The following is a 15,357-nucleotide window of genomic DNA, read 5'->3' as shown; positions in this document are numbered from 1 at the left end:
TGTTCAGCAGCAGCGGCCGCCAGAGCAGCAGGCGTTTTGGGCTGGCGAGGCTTCGGGCGCCTCGATGCCAGCCCAGCGGGTCAATTCGCTTCGGCTGGGGTAGCGACCGGCCAAGGCCACCTCACCATCGACCAGAACCAGGGGCAGCGCCTCTTGGCCCGAGCGTTGTAAAAAGCCTTTCACTGTCGGGTTTTCGGCGAAAGCGAGGGGTTGCTGTGCCAGGTTGAAGCGTTCGACCTGAGCACCGTGTTGCTTGGCCCAATCCACATCGGCGGCGAAGTTCACCAAGTTTTGATCCACTTCAACGCCACATACGCCGGTGCTGCAACACAGCGCCGGGTCGAAAATCTGGATGTTTGGCATGGGGTGTCCTTTCAAATTGGTTGTTGATGAAATGACGCTCTTCACTCTTGGCCGATGTTTCGCAACTCGCGTTGCAGCGACATGGCGTCCAGGCGTTGCAGTGGCAGCGAGAGAAACAGCTCGATGCGGCGGCGCAAGATCAGCGCGGCATCCTTGAACGCTTTGAGTCGTTGTTCTTCGCTGCCTTCGACGGCTGCCGGATCGGGCACGCCCCAGTGAGCCGATACCGGCTTGCCCGGCCAAAACGGGCACGCCTCGCCGGCGGCGTTGTCGCAGACGGTAAAAATGAAGTCGAACACCGGCGCCCCCGGCGCTACGAACTCATCCCAGCTTTTGCTGCGGTAGCCAGTCGTTGGCATGTGCAGCCGCTCCAGCGTGGCGAGCGCCAGCGGATGCACTTCGCCCTTGGGCTGGCTACCTGCCGAGTACGCCCGAAAGCGCCCTTGGCCCAGTTTGTTGAGGATGCCTTCGGCGAGGATGGAGCGTGCGGAATTGCCCGTGCAGATGAACAGTGCGTTGTATGCGGCCTCTGTGGTCATGGTGTGCTTTCTCAACAGCAGGAAGAACGGGGGCTTGCTGTGCAGCAAGCCGGTGCGATGATCGGTGTCGTGACTGAGGCCGCTTCATGGAAGACCGGGATGCTGCCTAACGTGTGGAAGTGCTCCCAGGCAATACCCTGCGGATCGGTGACCCAATGCTTCTCGCTGCGTGCGTAGCAGCAGGTGGTCGTGCCTTCGTCGAGCAACTCCATGTCGGCGGCTTGTGCACGGATTTTCAGGGCGGCCAGTTCCTCGGCGTCGTCGGTCTGGATACCCAGGTGGTCGATGCCCGGCTTGCTGCCGCGCGTGGAGATGGCGAAGTTGACCGGCGGGTCTTCGAGCATCCACTTCGCGTAGTCGCCTTCGACGCGCGCAGGCTGCGCCGCGAATAGTTGGGAATAGAAGCCGATGCTGCGGTTCAAGTCATCGACGTGCAGGTGGACGTGGAAGCGCTTCATGGAGAGTTCCTTTCAGCAGGAGGCACAGGTGGAGGGAGATTCAGTGACTTCGCATACGCCGCCCTGGCAGCAGTGCTCGGTCATGTAGCCAAGCAGACTATTCATCTGCGCGAAGTCGGCGCGATAGATCAGGTTGCGCCCTTGCTGTTCGATGGTGACGAGGCCAGCGTGAGCCAGCTCCTTCAGATGGAAGGACAGAGAGTTGCGGGCCACGTCGAGCTGGTCGGCCAAGACGCTGGGCGTCAGCCCCTCGGGGCCTGCGACGACCAAGGCGCGGAACACGCGCAGGCGTTGGGTGTGGGCCAGGGCACCGAGGGCGGAAACAGCTTGATCTTCGTTCATGGTTCGATAATACAACATTTATTGAATCATTGTGCAAGAAACCAGCAAACAGAACCTCGTAGCGCCCCGGCGTGCCGCCATCGGGTTCGCGGGCTGTGTCCCGCGCTTCGTGTCGAATCACGGCCATCCGGCTATGCCCCCTGGCGCCTCCGACCTGGGTGCTCTGCTCGCCTAAAACCGACGCATATGGAGGTGTAAGGGAGGCGGTCTTGCTGTTCCCTTCATCGTGCCACGGCGTGCTCGCCGTCAAGGGCTGCGTGCCGATGGCGCTTGCGTCCTGGCGGCCGTCGTTGACCCCTGACTGCTTGCGCTGCGCCGTGCCCCGGAAGGGTCGGGCAATTCCGCCCGGCAACCCTTCAGGAGTTCACCATGAACAACGCACTCATCACTGACGAGCAGCGCGTCGTGCTGCTGGCCAACGGCCGCGAATCGCTGGAGAACCCGGACTTCGATCCGGCGCCCGTGGTCAAGCTGTTCACGCCGGATGGCGGCGCGACCTGGCTGCTGACCGAGATTGATCCCGACGACCACGACCACGCCTTTGGTCTTTGCGACCTGGGCTTGGGGATGCCGGAAATCGGCTGGGTCAGCTTGGGCGAACTGGCGACGGTGCGCGGCGGGCTGGGCCTGCCGATCGAGCGCGACCTGTCTTTCCGAGCCGAGAAGCGGTTGAGCGCCTACGCACGCGATGCGCGGCTGGCCGGGCGGATCGCTGTCTGACTCGGCCCTGGAAGCGCCGCAAGGCGCTCCTTGTGCTTTCTCAACCTTTGCAGGAGATCCATGCCATGAGCAGCCATCACGACTACATCATCGAAATCACGGCGCAACACGATGCGCTCAAGCCGTTCGCGCCGGAGAACGGACAACCCTTACGCTTCAAGATCGGCGACGCGGTGATCTACACCAACGAGTTTGGTGCGCAGTTCCGGCGCCGCGTCACCGGGTTCTACCAGCCTACCGAGCCTTCGGGGCTGTATGCGCGTGGCAGGCGCTACTACCTGAACTCGACTTCGCCTTGGATGCCGGTTGCGGAATCCAGCCTGTGTCCTGACGACTCGGCGTGATGCCTTCGCGCCCCTGACGGGGCGCTGCGCTTGCCTCCAGGGGAAAGCCCTCCGGGCCATCCCCGCCGCGCGATGCTTGGCGCCCCTCAAAGACCGCCGAACCGGCTACGCGGGATCGGCCAGACCGCAGCAATCACCGGCACAACTGGCTCTGCTTCCCGATGCTTGGCGAATGAGCTTGTGCATCGAGCTTTGAAATCCGGGCGTCCCCGGCCAAGAAACATGGCCGGTCGCGCTGTCGTGCTGCGCATCGAACCCCCTGCGGGGTTTCGCCCCTGACGGGCTTCCATCGTTCCCTCGCTCCGCTCGGCTGACGCCTCCGGCCCGGCTTCCAGCTTCGGGCCTGCGCGCTTCGCTTGCCGTGCGGTTCGGCACACAGGGAAGGCCGTTGCCTTGTCCAGCCGTCTCCCCTGACTTCATCACCTTGTCCGCGACTGTAGCCCGCGCCCGTGCGCCGTCAAGGCGCGCAGGGCCGTGTCCTCGGCTTCGCCTGCGGGCCGCACCAACCCTGCGCTTGCCTCCTTGACGGCACCCGTTCGCGCGCTCCTGACCGTCGCGGGCGATGAACTCAGGAAAGACGGTGGCAACAGGGCCAACCGGGTTCCTCGTGCCAACCGCACCGAACAGCCGAAAGGCTGGGCTCCGAATCTAGGAATCCGGTGTGCGGTTTGAACAGCAAACCCTTTTCGTCAGGAGAAAGACCATGCAACTCGCATCCCGTTTCGCTTCCCGTTCCCCGTCGCTGCGCAGCGACTACCCGCTGTCCGATGACCAGATTCGCCGCGTGGCCCCGTCCATCTTCGCGGATGCCCCACACGAGAGCCGTTCCGAGCGGTACAGCTACATCCCCACCGCCACGGTGCTGACCGAGCTTCGCAAGGAGGGGTTTCAACCCTTCATGGTGACGCAGACCCGCGTGCGCGATGAAGGCCGCCGCGAGCACACCAAACACATGATTCGCCTGCGCCACGCCAGCCAGATCAACGGCGCGGAAGCTAATGAAATCGTGTTGCTGAACTCGCACGACGGCACCAGCAGCTATCAGATGCTGGCCGGGATGTTCCGGTTCGTGTGCAGCAATGGCCTTGTGTGCGGCGACACCGTGGCGGATGTGCGCGTACCCCACAAAGGCGACGTGGCCGGGCACGTCATCGAAGGCGCTTTCGAGGTGTTGAGCGGCTTTGAGCGAGTGAAGGAATCCCGTGACCTGATGCGCAGCATCACGCTGGACGAAGGCGAGGCCGAAGTGTTCGCCCGCGCTGCGCTGTCGCTCAAGTACGACGATCCCGACAAGCCTGCACCCATCACCGAATCGCAAATCCTGATGCCGCGCCGGTTCGACGACCGCCGCCCGGACTTGTGGAGCGTGTTCAACCGCACGCAGGAGAACCTGACCAAAGGCGGATTGCATGGCCGCAGCGCCAACGGACGCCGCCAACGTACCCGCCCCGTGCAGGGCATTGATTCCGATGTGCGCCTGAACCGCGCCCTGTGGCTGCTGGCCGATGGCCTGCGCCAGTTGAAAGCCTGATTCCCCACGCGGCAGGGGCAGGCAGCAGCCCTTGCCGCTTCTTTCGCTGCTGCATTTCCTAACCGCAAGGAGTTATCACCATGAACGCCATCACCCAAACCGAAGCCCGCGCCGTCAATACCGCCGCAGCTATCCCGCTGGAAGCCGCCGACCCGACCAAGAACCTGATTCTGGTTCCGCTGTCGCGGCTGGTGCTGCGCCCCACCGGCCGCAACGTGCGCAAGACCCCGCGCATGTCCATCCCCGAACTGGCCGCATCCATCCAACGTGTCGGCTTGCTGCAAAACCTGATCGTGATTGCATCCGCCGATGGCGAGCATTACGAAGTCGTGGCCGGTGGCCGTCGCCTCGCCGCCTTGAAGCTGCTGGCAAAGAAGCATCGCATCAGCAAGGAATGGGAAGTGCCTTGCCTGCTGGTGGCCGATGGCACCGCCCGCACGGCCAGCCTCACCGAAAACGTGCAGCGCGAGGCCATGCACCCGGCAGACCAGTTTGAAGCCTTCGCCGCGCTGGTGGCCGAAGGCCGGCCCATCGAGGACATTGCAGCAGATTTCAGCGTTACGCCGCTGGTGGTGCAGCGCCGCTTGAAACTCGCCAACGTGTCACCGCGATTGATGGCCGACTATCGCGCCGATGCCGTGAGCCTTGACCAGTTGATGGCCCTTGCCATCACCGACGATCACGCCGCGCAGGAAGCCGCGTTCTACGATGCCCCGCAATGGCAGCGCCATCCCTCGCACTTGCGCGAACGCCTGACCGAACGGGAAATCGACGCCTACCGGCATCCGCTGGTGCGCTTCGTCGGGCTGGACAGCTACGAAGCCGCAGGCGGCGGCATCCGCCGTGACCTGTTCGCCGAAGATGACGCAGGCGTGTATCTGACCGATGCCGCGTTGCTGGAACGGCTGGCGCAAGACCGGCTGGCAGGCATTGCCGCCAATGTTCGCGCCGAAGGTTGGGCATGGGTGGATGCCACGCCGGGAATGACCCATTCCGACCTGCACGCCTTCCAACGCGCACCGAAGGAGCGCCGCGAACCGAACAAGCGCGAAGCCGCACGCATCGAGAAGCTGCAAGCCAAGCTGCACGAACTGGCCGAAGCCGTGGATGCCGCGCTGGACGCCGAGGACGAGGACAAGGCCGACGCGCTGCAAGAGGAAGGCGAAGCCGTGGGCGAGCAATTGCAGGCGCTTGAAGATGGCTTGCAGGACTACAGTCCGAACGTGAAGGCCGCAGCCGGGGCTATCGTCACCATCGACCGCAACGGCGAAACCGTGATTCATCGCGGCCTGATGCGTGAGGCCGAAGCCAAGGCGCTGCGCACGCTGGAACGCTTGCGGCAGGGTTTCGGCGGCGAAGGCGAAGCCGGAAACGACGACGAAGGCGAGGACGACGAACAGCCCAAGATCGCCGCCATGTCTGACCGGCTGGCGCAGCGGTTGAGCGCCCACCGCACCGCCGCGCTGCAAATCGAAGTCGCCCGGCACCCGCAAGCCGCGCTGGCTGCCGTGGTGCATGGCATGGTGCAGACCATCTTGCAGGGCAGCCACTACGGCCACGACCTGCCGCTGGGCGTGAGCTTGAAAGTGCAAGACCGGCTGGAAGGCATGGTCCCGGACTGGCCGGAATCGCCCGCCGCCGTGGCACTGCGCGAACTGCAACAGGTGGCGGGCGAAGCCTTGCCGGAGGACAGCGCCGAACTGTTCGCCGCGCTGCTGGCGAAGCCGCAAGACGAACTGGTGCGGCTGCTGGCCGTATGCGTGGCTTCCACGGTGGACGTGGTGACGCCCCGCGCCACGGTGCAGCAACCCGGCGAGGAATTGGCGCAGGCCGTGGGCCTAGACATGGCCGCATGGTGGCAGCCGACCGCAGAAGGCTATTTCAAGCACGTTCCTAAGGCCGTGATTCTGGATGCCGTGGGCGAGTACGCGCCGCAGCACGTCACCCGGCTGGCGAAGTTGAAGAAGGCCGACATTGCCAGCGAGGCCGAACGGCTGGCCGATGGCACCGGCTGGATGCCCGCCATCTTCAAGGCCGCAGGCCCGCAGGAGGCAGGCCCGGAGCAGGACGCCCCGGAGGACGCCGAGGCAATGGCGGATGAACCCGCCGAGGCGCTGGCCGCTTGATCCGCGCCGAAGGCATGCGCCCCGGCCTCAACCGGGGCGCTTCGCTGGAAGGAGACACCCCCATGACCCGCACCACCATCAGCCGCCCGCGCATGGCGGCGATCTACGCCCCCGGCACGGTACGCGCCCGCCGCTGGCACGGCGATGGCGACGTGCGCGGCTACCGTCCGCCCTTGGGCTGGACGGCCTGCGCCGACCTCACCGACATTCATCCCATCACAGGCCGCGTCTTGCCGCGTGCCGTGTGGTGGCTCATCGAGACGAAGGGATGACGCCAGCGCCGACCCCAGCGTTTTGCTGGGGCCGGTGGACTCAAAAATCCGGGCGCGGCAGTGGCCGCGCCCGGTGTTGAAGGCCAACAGCCCAACGCACTTCGCCGCCCTCATTCCTGGGAGACGGGCCTCAATCACACTCCAGCACGTCGATGATCGGGCAGGAAGCATGTCTACCCCCGGCATCGCACTGCTGCACCAAGCTGGCCAGCGCCTGCCGCATGGCCGCGAGATCGGCCATCTTCTGTTCGATCAGACTCAGCTTGCGCACCGCCAGCGCCCGCGTCTCGCTACAGGCGCACGCCGCGTCGAGAGTCAGCAGGGCGCCCACCTCGTCCAAGGTGAAGCCCAGCGCCTGCGCGCGCTTGATGAACCGTACGCGCTTCACCTGCCCCGGTTCGTAGCGTCGATGACCGCCCTGCGGTTTGGGTGGCTCGTCCAGCAAGCCGCGCCGCTGGTAGTAGCGGATTGTCTCGATGTTCACCCCGGCAGCTTCCGCCAGCCTGCTGATGGTTAGATCGGCTGTCATCAGATTTCCCTTGATTCCGTACCTAGGTACGGAATGTAGAGTAACACTTGGGCAAACAGGTTCATGGGGATCTCTATGGCACAACTCACCGGGAAGGGCTCGTTGATCGCGGGCGTATTGGCCGCCATCGGTGCGTCGGTGTGCTGTGTCGGGCCGCTCGTGCTGCTGACGCTCGGGATCGGCGGCACGTGGGTCGCTGGCCTCACGGCGATGGAGCCGTATCGACCCATTTTTATCGGCCTGACGCTGCTGTTTCTCGGGCTGACCTTCCGCCAGCTCTATCTGGTGCCGCAAGTCTGTGCGCCGGATACGTCATGTGCCGCCCCTCGCACGCGCGCACGCCAACGGCTCGTGTTCTGGATTGTCGCGGCGTTGCTGGTCGGTCTCTTGGCCGTTCCGTGGCTGGCCCCGCTGTTTTACTGAAAGGAGACGCTCATGCGCAAACTGCTGATCGCTTTGCTGGCGGCCTTGCCGCTCGCGGTGCTGGCTGCCACCCCGAAATCCATCACGCTGTCCGTGCAGAACATGACCTGTGCGCTATGCCCGTTGACGGTCAAGAAGTCGCTGGAAAAGGTGTCTGGCGTCAATGCTGTTCACGTCGATTTCGACAAGAAGACGGCCACCGTCACCTATGACGCTGACAAGACCAAGCCAGAAACTTTGACCCAAGCGACAACAAGCGCGGGCTACCCGTCCACTGTGCAGAAGTAGCGCCACCATGAGTATCGTCAATCTCGAATCCGTGCTGACCTGCCCGCGCTGCGGTCATGCCAAGCAGGAAACCATGCCAACGGATGCCTGCCAGTTCTATTACGAGTGCTCGGCCTGTCATACGCTGCTGCGCCCGAAGCCGGGAGATTGTTGTGTGTTCTGTTCCTTTGGCTCGGTGCCATGCCCGCCGATCCAGGAGCAACGCGGGTGCTGCGCAGGTTGAAGCCATAGCGGCCCGAGCTGGCGGCGCTGCTCAAGGCGGCAGCAGCCTGGGGTAGTCCTGATTGGACAAGCCCCCAGGCTCCTGAAAGAACGGCCTGGGCGTGTCGGCGCGATGCGCCGCCGGGCTTTCGGGCTGCGCCCCGTGCCGACTTCGCTGTCACGGCCATTCGGCTTCAATCCCTCACGCCTTCGCGCCTGCGGCGCTGCGCGCTGCGCTTGCCTCCAGGGGAAAGCCCTGCGGGCTATCCCCGCCGCGCGTGGCTTGGCGCCCCTCGGTCCCGCCGAACCGGCCCGGCCAGCGCCCCGCCGCAATGGGCGGGGCGCTGGCGAACACGCTGGCGCTTGCTGCGGCGGGTTGTGCAGTTGCGTGCCGTCCTCAACGCTAGTGGTTCTCGCCCATCACGTCACGAAGGACGGTTCACGGATATCCCGTCCGGCATCGCTATGGAACTTCCACGCCACGCCTCAAGACCGGCGCCGCAAGGTGCGGCAGGGGCGTTCTCGCCTGTCGTCGGGTGGTTGACCTGGCCCACGTCAGCGGGCGAGCCGGAGAAGCCTTCGTGCGGGGATGCCGAGTCGGCCACATCTCCTTTCGGTGCGGTTCGGCCCAAGGCGTCCTTGTGTTGTTATGAATCCTGGCGGGGGCGCGGCTGCGCCTCGGGCTTCATGGCTGCAACCGTCCGGCGAAAACAATTTCCCCTGCGCTGCGCGCATTCCTCGCGGGACAAATTCTTTTCGCCTCCCGGCTCTCCACTGCGTTGCGACCGCAAGCGGTGCAGCCAGCCCGCCCCCCCCCCGCCGGCCGGATCACAACAAGGACGCGATGGGCGCGAACCTTGTTCAACCGAAAGGAGAAATCATTATGGCCAACATCGGCACCTTCACCGCAGACAAAGACGGCTTCACCGGCACGCTTCGCACCCTGACGCTCAGCGTCAAGGTCAAGCTGGTTCCCAACGACAAGGGCAGCAGCGAGAACGCCCCCGACTTCCGCCTCCAGGCCGCCGGCCACGACATCGGCGCGGCGTGGAACAAGACCAGCGAAGCCGGGCGGGAATACAAGTCCGTGACCCTCGACGATCCTTCATTCCCGGCTCCGGTCTATGCTCGCCTGATCGAAGGCGAGGACGGCACGCACGATCTGATCTGGTCACGCAGCAGGCCGCAAGCGGCCTGACGGCTACCCCAAGCACCCCGCCCATTGCGGCGGGGTGCAGCGCTGCTTATCGCAGCACCGAACACGCGGCAGCGGGAAACCGTCAGCTCGCGCCCGATCGTTTCTGGTTCCGGTATTGCCGCAGTCATATTCAGCAGGTTCAATGCCCGTGGAGGCAAATCCAAGATGGCGTGTCGGCGCTGCTAGCACCGCCGGGCTTTCGGGCTGCGCCCCGTGCCGGCAAGCCGTCACGGCCATGCGGCTTCAATCCCTCACGCCTTCGCGCCTGTGGCGCTACGCGCTCCGCTTGCGGACTCCAGTCTTACACGCCGACGCGCGCTACGGCGTGCTGCGCTCTTTCAACACCGCCTCAAGCTCCTGGCGTACCCGCGCCAGCAGCTCATCGGTCTTATCCGTGCTGTCGCCGGCATAGGCCAGTGTCAGCAGCGTGAGCGGATGCACCTCCATGACCTCGCACAGCTCGGTCAGCTTGTGCAGGGTCGGGCTTTTCAAGTCGCGCTCCAGCGAACTCATGTAGGTGCGGCTAGACACGTCCGAAAACGCTTCCTGGCTCAAGCCCCGCGCCTTCCTGACTGTCCGTATCGCCGTCGCCAATGAGTGTTTCGCTGTCACCAACTTGGTTTCCCCATAAAAACCAAGATGACAGTCCATTGCGCCCTATAGGGCTACAATCTATAGTGTTCATTTATGACTGAGAGGCACGCTTTCGTGCTTTTACGGAAATCCGCATATGCGGATTTCCTCAAACCCGTGGAGCCACATCCGTGTCTTTCATGGCCTGCACAATTCCGCTTCTGCGCTTCCGTGCCTGTACGGATTCGACGGCTTACGCCTTCGTGCTTCCGCACGAAAGCACGCATCCATTTCGCCGCTTCCGTGTTTTGGCAGGAAGGCTCCTCCTTGCATCGTCGGATTCGTGGGAATGCCAACCATGACCCAACCGCTCATCACTGCCGAACAGCACGCACAACTGCTCGCCGTTGGCGAGGCGCGCGCCGCCGGCCGGAGCATCGACCCGATGCCCGTGGTGCGGCTATTCACCCCGGACGCGCACGCAACCTGGTTGCTGGCCGCGCTCGATCCTACCGATGGCGATACGGCCTACGGCCTGATCGACCTCGGGATCGGGATGCCCGCCTTGGGAACGGTGAAGCTGTCCGATCTGGCTGCCATCGTCGGGCCATGCAAGCGGCCCGTGATGCGCGACAGTTACTTTCAACCTGTGCGGCAACTATCGGAATACGTGCGGCTGGCGCAGGAAAACGGCTCGATCATGGATTGATGCAAGCCAGCGCAGCCGGGTCAAACGGGCGCATCGTGACTATTTCGGTCTTACCCAAGACCGGGCAGGTCTGAATCCACATCCTTGCACCGAAGCGGTGCGCTTCTGACGCAAACAGTCATGATCTTTGGCGCGGGCTGCTGCACCGTGCGCCATGCCGCGCACCATTTTCGTGGCGGCGCAGCCGTCGCATTCAGACGATTTCAGCAATGCCCCGGAGCGAATCTGTCTTGACACCAGTAGTTACAGCTTACCCCGATTTCGATGACAACCTGATGGTGATTCGATAGCTCCCGCACGACGGAATCCAGGCGACGCACCCCAAGCACAGGGAGGTTCCGTCATGACTGATCGCAGCGTCGAACACTGGTATCCGACAGCGGCTTATCTCTACGTTCTGCACCAGGGCGGCCCCGCGCTGGCCTGGGAGTACCTGCGCCGAAACCCTGACTACCGGCACGACTGGCTGCACCGTCGCCGCCGACCAGATACGGCGCATCGTTGGGGCTTGCGCCTGCTGGAAGATCCCGCCCTGGATGCACGCGACGCGCATCCGGCGTGGTTCCCCGATCACGATGGCGTGATCCAGCTCTACCCGGACGACGACCCGCCGCCGGATGCCGATGCCTTCGAATTCTGGAACGTCCCAGGACGCAAGCACCTGATCCATGATGGCAAGCGCCTGGTGCTGACGACGCAATGGCCTGGCTGCTGCGTGCGGCTCGCGCTCACGCCGAGCATGGCCGACGGAATGGCCTACCTCTACGCCATCCGAGGCTGCACTACGCCTTGCGCACGCTATCGCGCACTGGCGGCTGGGCTGGATGCGTTGTCCACTGCAACCGGGGCCGCGCCTGCGGCGGCGACCCGCTCGCGGCCCACGCACGCCGCAGTGCTGGAACTGCACACCTTGCAGGCACTAGACGCGACCCTGGCGGGCGCGTCTTTGCGCGAGGTTGCCGAGGGGCTGTTCGGCGTTGATGCCGTCGCGGCCGATTGGCACAAAGACAGCGCCTTGCGTGCCCGCGTGCGGCGCCTGGTGCGCCGGGGCGATGCGCTGATGCGCGGCGGCTACCGCCGCCTGGCACAGCTTCCGCCGTTCCCGTCGCATTAGGAGGGGGGACGTTTCGCGCCCCCTGCAAATCGTCCCTTAGCAAGAAGCCTTGCTTTCTTGAAAGTGCCTCTATCCGGCCGCGTGGTGTGGCCGGGCTTGATGGAGGTACACCCCATGCGACCCTCTCCCTTGCGGCCTGCCGCCGCTACTGTCGCTGCGCCCTCGCAGCCCCAACGCTACCTGACCAACGACGAAGCCGCCGAGTATCTGCGCCTCAGTCCTCGCACGCTGGAGAAGCAGCGCGTGATCGGCGGTGGCCCGAAGTTCCGCAAGTTCGGTCGCCGCGTCATGTACGCAGTAAGCGACCTCGATGCCTGGGCCGACCAGCGCAGCTACGAGGCTACATCCGACCCGGAATACGCCGAACGCCACGCGGGTGACTACCGTGATGGCCGCTGATCGTCGGCGCGTGGGTGGCCTTCGCCATGTCCGGCCCTCCAGGGCAAGCCTTGCCGCAGTGCGAACAGCTCGACCTGTTCCGCGCGCTGCCGGGCGACATGGCGCCACGCGACAGCCAGGACTTGATGGCCTTTCCATTCTTCTCGCTGGCGAAGTCGCGGCGCATCGCGCCGATCGACTTCCGCAGCGGGAACATCACCATCCGCGTGGAAGGCACGGCCGAGCACGGCATCGCCACGATATGGGATGCCGACGTTTTGATTTGGGCGGCCTCGCAGATCGTGGAGGCACGCGACGCGGGCATTCGCCCGTCGCGCTGGATACACGCCACGCCCTACGAGATCCTGCGCTTCATCGGGCGCGGCACATCCCTCAACGACTACCTGCGCCTGAAAGCGGCGCTCGACCGGCTGCAATCGACCAGTGTGGCCACGTCCATCCGAGAAACCACGGGCAGGCGCTTGCATCGCTTTTCGTGGATCAACGAATGGCGCGAACTGGCCGATGCCAGCGGCACGCCGCTGGGCATCGAGCTGATCCTGCCGGACTGGTTCTATGCCGGCGTGCTCGACGCCGCCCTGGTGCTGACCATCGACCCGGATTATTTCCGCTTGAAGGGCGGCATCGAACGCTGGCTGTACCGCTTGGTACGCAAGCACGGCGGGCGGCAGGAACACGGCTGGCAATTCGACTTCCGGCATCTGCATCGCAAATCCGGCAGCGCGGCTCGCTTCTCGGACTTCGCCTACGACCTGCGCGTGCTGGTGGCACGGCAGTCGTTACCCGGCTACGTCCTCGGCATCGAGCGCATGCCGGACGACAACACCGAACTGCTGACCTTCCGGCCCGTGCTGCATACGGCACGGGGATAACTGCGGGAAAAGCTGTGGACGGCCTCGTGCTATCAGGAGTACCCGGTATCGTGCTATCGGGAGTACGCCTATCGTGCTATCAGGAGTACGAAAACGCCGCAAAGCCAGTAATGGCGCGGGTTTTCGGCCTCTCTAACTTACCTAACTATAAATCTCTAACTTTTAGTAGAAGCGCACCGTTTCGGTGGACAACCGCCAAACGGCACAGCGAACAGCGTTTTGCAGGGCAGGTGAATCCCCGCTTTCCAGCATGGGAGGCCGCGTCATGATCTTCGCGCTTCTCAATCAGAAAGGCGGCGTCGGCAAGACCACGCTCGCCACGCACATCGCGGGCGAACTGGCGATGCGCGGTCTGCACGTCATCCTGCTGGATGCCGACCCGCAGGGTTCCTCACTGGACTGGACGCAGCGCAGAAGCCAGCAGGGCTTGCCCCGGCTGTTCAGCACCGTGGGCCTCGCCCGCGAGACGCTGCATCAGGAAGCGCCGGAGCTGGCCCGCCGCGCCGATCACGTCATCATCGACGGCCCGCCGCGCATCGCCGCATTGGCGCGTTCCGCGCTGCTGGCGGCCGAGCGCGTGCTGATTCCCGTGCAGCCCAGTCCGTATGACCTGTGGGCCAGCGCCGAGATGGTGGCGCTGATCCGCGAAGCGCAGGTGTTCCGGCCTGCGCTGCACGCGGCCTTCGTCATCAACCGGCGCGTCAGCACCACCATCATCGGCAGGGAAGCGCGGCAATCGCTGGCCGAACAGCCGCTGCCGGCGCTGCGCAGCGAAGTGCGCCAGCGCATCGTCTTCGCCGACAGCGTGGCCGCTGGCCGGCTCGCCCGCGAGACGGCGCCCGACAGCGCCGCCGCCCGCGAGATCGCCGTGCTCACCGATGAACTGCTGCGGTGGCCGACATGAGCAGCCCGCGCAGCAAGCGCGTCGGCATCGGCGCACGTCCGCCCGCGAATCCGCACGCCGAGGCGTGGATTCGCCAGGGCGATGCCGATGCGCTCAACAAGGGCGACCTTTATACGGCCCGCCTGACGCTCGACGTGACGCCCGCGCTACGTGCACGCATCAAGATCGCCGCCTTCGGCCAGGGCGTGACCGTGGCCGAGTTGCTGCGCGGCTTGCTGGAACGGGCGTTCCCCGACAAGCGCCCGGAGAACCTGCCATGAATGCATCCGCCTTGCCTGCCGCTCACGCGGCGACGGCTGCACCGGCTGCTGCGCCGCCGCCTTCGCTTTCGACGCTCGCCGGCCAGGCCGGCAGCGTGCCGCTGACTCGCGTATCGCTCGCCTACATCGAACCGCGCTTCAAGCTCTACCTGCGTTTCGGCGAACCGGCGCGCACGTTGCGGCTCGACCGCTGGCGGCGCTGCGCGGTGTTCCTGCCGCGTGCAATGTTCTGCCGCGTGCGCTGGGAAGCAAACGACTACGGCACGATCCGCTGGCAGCTCATGGTGATGCAAGCCGCCACGCCGCTGGACGACATGCAGCGCATCCCTGGCGTGCGGCCGGGCGCACGCCTGCTGCTGCACGCCGAAGGCGAAAACGCAGTGCGTGCCGCGCTGGAACGCATCGACAACATCGACGCGCAGGGTATCGCCGCCATCGACGTGTCGCCCGCGTACTGGCGCACGCTGGGCAACCGTCTGGCGGCCCGCCTGGCGCTGCCCGAATACACCGCCGAACGGCACGCCGCCTGGCTCGCTGGAAAGGCGCTGCCATGACGACCCAATCCAACACCACATGCACGCACGAAGCCGCGCCGCATCCTCGCTCGCGCCTGCGTGCTCGCATCGTGCTGGCGGCCTTCGCCGCCGTCGGCCTCGCTGCGCTGGCCTGGGCGGCTTTCGTGTCGCCACTGCCGCGTCTGACCTACAACCCGTCCGACAGCGTGGCGGTCGGCTGGTATCGCATCGAACCGTTCGACCCGCGTACCGCCTCGCTGCCACGTCCGTTGTCCGTGGACAGCATCGTGCTGGTGCGGCTGCCCGACAGGGCCGCCACGCTGGCTGCGCAGCGCGGCTACCTGCCGACGCGCGTGCCGCTGCTCAAACGTGTGGGCGCGGTCGCGCCGCAACACGTTTGCATCGTTGCCGGGCAGGTTCGCATCGACGGCGTGCCTGCGGTCGCCGCGCTGCCTGCCGACCGGCTGGGCCGGCCGCTGCCATCCTTGCAGCTTTGCCGCCGCCTCGAATCGGGCGAGCTGTTCCTGTTGAGCGTGACCAATCCAGCGTCGTTCGACAGCCGCTATTTCGGGCCAGTCAGCGCATCCGCCGTGATCGGCGTCGCGTATCCGGTCTGGCTGGAGACACGCCCATGATGGCCGCCGATTCGCTGCACGTTGCCGTGCATCTCATCGTGC

General features: G+C 65.1%; 23 protein-coding genes. 17 read left to right on the top strand and 6 right to left on the bottom strand.

The features are described from left to right. Positions 1 to 3 precede the first annotated feature (3 nt). Genes arsD through ACDI39_RS19205 form a run of 4 tightly spaced genes read right to left on the bottom strand, consistent with a single transcriptional unit; the run spans position 4 to position 1,702 of the window. The gene (gene arsD, locus ACDI39_RS19220; RefSeq protein ID WP_023083123.1) at positions 4 to 363 is read right to left on the bottom strand and encodes an arsenite efflux transporter metallochaperone ArsD; all 360 of its coding nucleotides are present in this window, start codon (positions 361 to 363) and stop codon (positions 4 to 6) included. Between the two features lie 41 nt (positions 364 to 404). Beyond that, positions 405 to 902: an arsenate reductase ArsC gene (locus ACDI39_RS19215; RefSeq protein ID WP_008643209.1), complete on the bottom strand. Its 498-nt coding sequence runs from the start codon at positions 900 to 902 to the stop codon at positions 405 to 407. Positions 903 to 913: 11 nt separating this feature from the next. Next, positions 914 to 1,360, bottom strand: coding sequence for an ArsI/CadI family heavy metal resistance metalloenzyme (locus ACDI39_RS19210; RefSeq protein WP_023083122.1), 447 nt, complete (start codon positions 1,358 to 1,360; stop codon positions 914 to 916). Between the two features lie 12 nt (positions 1,361 to 1,372). After that, the gene (locus ACDI39_RS19205) at positions 1,373 to 1,702 is read right to left on the bottom strand and encodes an ArsR/SmtB family transcription factor (protein ID WP_008643211.1); all 330 of its coding nucleotides are present in this window, start codon (positions 1,700 to 1,702) and stop codon (positions 1,373 to 1,375) included. 369 nt (positions 1,703 to 2,071) lie between these two features. Between ACDI39_RS19205 and ACDI39_RS19200 the strand changes: the two genes are divergently transcribed. The 5 genes from ACDI39_RS19200 to ACDI39_RS19180 all read left to right on the top strand — a co-directional run bounded on the left by ACDI39_RS19200 (position 2,072) and on the right by ACDI39_RS19180 (position 6,695). Further along, complete coding sequence (locus ACDI39_RS19200) at positions 2,072 to 2,422, top strand: DUF2958 domain-containing protein (RefSeq protein ID WP_023083121.1); 351 nt, start codon at positions 2,072 to 2,074, stop codon at positions 2,420 to 2,422. A gap of 65 nt (positions 2,423 to 2,487) precedes the next feature. After that, on the top strand, positions 2,488 to 2,766 hold the full coding sequence (locus tag ACDI39_RS19195; RefSeq protein WP_023083120.1) for a hypothetical protein: 279 nt from the start codon (positions 2,488 to 2,490) through the stop codon (positions 2,764 to 2,766). Positions 2,767 to 3,469: 703 nt separating this feature from the next. Further along, positions 3,470 to 4,297, top strand: coding sequence for a DUF932 domain-containing protein (locus tag ACDI39_RS19190; RefSeq protein WP_023083119.1), 828 nt, complete (start codon positions 3,470 to 3,472; stop codon positions 4,295 to 4,297). 80 nt (positions 4,298 to 4,377) lie between these two features. Then, a complete protein-coding gene (locus ACDI39_RS19185; RefSeq protein ID WP_023083118.1) occupies positions 4,378 to 6,423 on the top strand; it encodes a ParB/RepB/Spo0J family partition protein in 2,046 nt (681 codons plus the stop codon). 62 nt (positions 6,424 to 6,485) lie between these two features. Beyond that, positions 6,486 to 6,695 (top strand): hypothetical protein, encoded by a 210-nt coding sequence (locus ACDI39_RS19180; RefSeq protein ID WP_023083117.1) that lies wholly within the window; start codon positions 6,486 to 6,488, stop codon positions 6,693 to 6,695. Between the two features lie 130 nt (positions 6,696 to 6,825). On the opposite strand, the gene merR is transcribed toward ACDI39_RS19180, so the two are convergent. Next, positions 6,826 to 7,224 carry a mercury resistance transcriptional regulator MerR gene (merR, locus tag ACDI39_RS19175; RefSeq protein WP_023083116.1) on the bottom strand — a complete coding sequence of 133 codons (399 nt, stop codon included), beginning with the start codon at positions 7,222 to 7,224 and terminating at the stop codon, positions 6,826 to 6,828. Positions 7,225 to 7,299: 75 nt separating this feature from the next. On the opposite strand from merR, the gene ACDI39_RS19170 reads away from it, so the two are divergent. From ACDI39_RS19170 to ACDI39_RS19155, 4 genes are all read left to right on the top strand, one after another. Then, the gene (locus ACDI39_RS19170; protein ID WP_023083115.1) at positions 7,300 to 7,647 is read left to right on the top strand and encodes a mercuric transporter MerT family protein; all 348 of its coding nucleotides are present in this window, start codon (positions 7,300 to 7,302) and stop codon (positions 7,645 to 7,647) included. Positions 7,648 to 7,659: 12 nt separating this feature from the next. Continuing rightward, positions 7,660 to 7,935: a mercury resistance system periplasmic binding protein MerP gene (gene merP / locus ACDI39_RS19165; protein ID WP_023083114.1), complete on the top strand. Its 276-nt coding sequence runs from the start codon at positions 7,660 to 7,662 to the stop codon at positions 7,933 to 7,935. Between the two features lie 7 nt (positions 7,936 to 7,942). Beyond that, complete coding sequence (locus ACDI39_RS19160) at positions 7,943 to 8,158, top strand: GDCCVxC domain-containing (seleno)protein (RefSeq protein ID WP_071535040.1); 216 nt, start codon at positions 7,943 to 7,945, stop codon at positions 8,156 to 8,158. 861 nt (positions 8,159 to 9,019) lie between these two features. Continuing rightward, a complete protein-coding gene (locus tag ACDI39_RS19155; protein ID WP_023083113.1) occupies positions 9,020 to 9,334 on the top strand; it encodes a DUF736 domain-containing protein in 315 nt (104 codons plus the stop codon). A 318-nt stretch (positions 9,335 to 9,652) separates the two neighbouring features. On the opposite strand, the gene ACDI39_RS19150 is transcribed toward ACDI39_RS19155, so the two are convergent. Then, positions 9,653 to 9,946, bottom strand: coding sequence for a helix-turn-helix domain-containing protein (locus tag ACDI39_RS19150; RefSeq protein ID WP_071533935.1), 294 nt, complete (start codon positions 9,944 to 9,946; stop codon positions 9,653 to 9,655). A gap of 319 nt (positions 9,947 to 10,265) precedes the next feature. Between ACDI39_RS19150 and ACDI39_RS19145 the strand changes: the two genes are divergently transcribed. The 8 genes from ACDI39_RS19145 (at position 10,266) to ACDI39_RS19110 (ending at position 15,315) form a co-directional block, all read left to right on the top strand. After that, positions 10,266 to 10,616, top strand: a complete 351-nt coding sequence (locus ACDI39_RS19145) for a DUF2958 domain-containing protein (RefSeq protein ID WP_023083111.1) — start codon at positions 10,266 to 10,268, stop codon at positions 10,614 to 10,616. Positions 10,617 to 10,959: 343 nt separating this feature from the next. Further along, the gene (locus ACDI39_RS19140; protein ID WP_023083110.1) at positions 10,960 to 11,730 is read left to right on the top strand and encodes a DUF2285 domain-containing protein; all 771 of its coding nucleotides are present in this window, start codon (positions 10,960 to 10,962) and stop codon (positions 11,728 to 11,730) included. Between the two features lie 129 nt (positions 11,731 to 11,859). Further along, the gene (locus ACDI39_RS19135; RefSeq protein ID WP_021204050.1) at positions 11,860 to 12,129 is read left to right on the top strand and encodes a helix-turn-helix transcriptional regulator; all 270 of its coding nucleotides are present in this window, start codon (positions 11,860 to 11,862) and stop codon (positions 12,127 to 12,129) included. A gap of 26 nt (positions 12,130 to 12,155) precedes the next feature. Beyond that, entirely contained in the window at positions 12,156 to 13,001 is an 846-nt protein-coding gene (locus tag ACDI39_RS19130) for a replication initiator protein A (RefSeq protein WP_031668140.1), read from the top strand. Between the two features lie 265 nt (positions 13,002 to 13,266). After that, positions 13,267 to 13,905 carry a ParA family partition ATPase gene (gene parA, locus ACDI39_RS19125; protein WP_021204048.1) on the top strand — a complete coding sequence of 213 codons (639 nt, stop codon included), beginning with the start codon at positions 13,267 to 13,269 and terminating at the stop codon, positions 13,903 to 13,905. Continuing rightward, the gene (locus tag ACDI39_RS19120) at positions 13,902 to 14,165 is read left to right on the top strand and encodes a hypothetical protein (RefSeq protein WP_023083107.1); all 264 of its coding nucleotides are present in this window, start codon (positions 13,902 to 13,904) and stop codon (positions 14,163 to 14,165) included. The genes parA and ACDI39_RS19120 overlap by 4 nt, the downstream gene beginning before the upstream one ends. Continuing rightward, entirely contained in the window at positions 14,162 to 14,719 is a 558-nt protein-coding gene (locus ACDI39_RS19115; RefSeq protein ID WP_023083106.1) for a DUF2840 domain-containing protein, read from the top strand. Before ACDI39_RS19120 ends, ACDI39_RS19115 begins: the two co-directional genes overlap by 4 nt. Next, complete coding sequence (locus ACDI39_RS19110) at positions 14,716 to 15,315, top strand: S26 family signal peptidase (RefSeq protein ID WP_023083105.1); 600 nt, start codon at positions 14,716 to 14,718, stop codon at positions 15,313 to 15,315. Before ACDI39_RS19115 ends, ACDI39_RS19110 begins: the two co-directional genes overlap by 4 nt. Positions 15,316 to 15,357: the final 42 nt, after the last annotated feature.

Source organism: Pseudomonas sp. Tun-23181, assembly GCF_057415455.1.
The sequence above is the reverse complement of the archived record's forward strand: the minus strand, read 5'-3'. Positions and strand labels throughout refer to the sequence as shown.

Coding starts and splice junctions, on each gene's coding strand:
- arsD (WP_023083123.1), bottom strand. CDS start 363: ATGCCAAACATCCAGATTTTCGACCCGGCGCTGTGTTGCAGCACCGGC.
- ACDI39_RS19215 (WP_008643209.1), bottom strand. CDS start 902: ATGACCACAGAGGCCGCATACAACGCACTGTTCATCTGCACGGGCAAT.
- ACDI39_RS19210 (WP_023083122.1), bottom strand. CDS start 1,360: ATGAAGCGCTTCCACGTCCACCTGCACGTCGATGACTTGAACCGCAGC.
- ACDI39_RS19205 (WP_008643211.1), bottom strand. CDS start 1,702: ATGAACGAAGATCAAGCTGTTTCCGCCCTCGGTGCCCTGGCCCACACC.
- ACDI39_RS19200 (WP_023083121.1), top strand. CDS start 2,072: ATGAACAACGCACTCATCACTGACGAGCAGCGCGTCGTGCTGCTGGCC.
- ACDI39_RS19195 (WP_023083120.1), top strand. CDS start 2,488: ATGAGCAGCCATCACGACTACATCATCGAAATCACGGCGCAACACGAT.
- ACDI39_RS19190 (WP_023083119.1), top strand. CDS start 3,470: ATGCAACTCGCATCCCGTTTCGCTTCCCGTTCCCCGTCGCTGCGCAGC.
- ACDI39_RS19185 (WP_023083118.1), top strand. CDS start 4,378: ATGAACGCCATCACCCAAACCGAAGCCCGCGCCGTCAATACCGCCGCA.
- ACDI39_RS19180 (WP_023083117.1), top strand. CDS start 6,486: ATGACCCGCACCACCATCAGCCGCCCGCGCATGGCGGCGATCTACGCC.
- merR (WP_023083116.1), bottom strand. CDS start 7,224: ATGACAGCCGATCTAACCATCAGCAGGCTGGCGGAAGCTGCCGGGGTG.
- ACDI39_RS19170 (WP_023083115.1), top strand. CDS start 7,300: ATGGCACAACTCACCGGGAAGGGCTCGTTGATCGCGGGCGTATTGGCC.
- merP (WP_023083114.1), top strand. CDS start 7,660: ATGCGCAAACTGCTGATCGCTTTGCTGGCGGCCTTGCCGCTCGCGGTG.
- ACDI39_RS19160 (WP_071535040.1), top strand. CDS start 7,943: ATGAGTATCGTCAATCTCGAATCCGTGCTGACCTGCCCGCGCTGCGGT.
- ACDI39_RS19155 (WP_023083113.1), top strand. CDS start 9,020: ATGGCCAACATCGGCACCTTCACCGCAGACAAAGACGGCTTCACCGGC.
- ACDI39_RS19145 (WP_023083111.1), top strand. CDS start 10,266: ATGACCCAACCGCTCATCACTGCCGAACAGCACGCACAACTGCTCGCC.
- ACDI39_RS19140 (WP_023083110.1), top strand. CDS start 10,960: ATGACTGATCGCAGCGTCGAACACTGGTATCCGACAGCGGCTTATCTC.
- ACDI39_RS19130 (WP_031668140.1), top strand. CDS start 12,156: ATGTCCGGCCCTCCAGGGCAAGCCTTGCCGCAGTGCGAACAGCTCGAC.
- parA (WP_021204048.1), top strand. CDS start 13,267: ATGATCTTCGCGCTTCTCAATCAGAAAGGCGGCGTCGGCAAGACCACG.
- ACDI39_RS19120 (WP_023083107.1), top strand. CDS start 13,902: ATGAGCAGCCCGCGCAGCAAGCGCGTCGGCATCGGCGCACGTCCGCCC.
- ACDI39_RS19115 (WP_023083106.1), top strand. CDS start 14,162: ATGAATGCATCCGCCTTGCCTGCCGCTCACGCGGCGACGGCTGCACCG.
- ACDI39_RS19110 (WP_023083105.1), top strand. CDS start 14,716: ATGACGACCCAATCCAACACCACATGCACGCACGAAGCCGCGCCGCAT.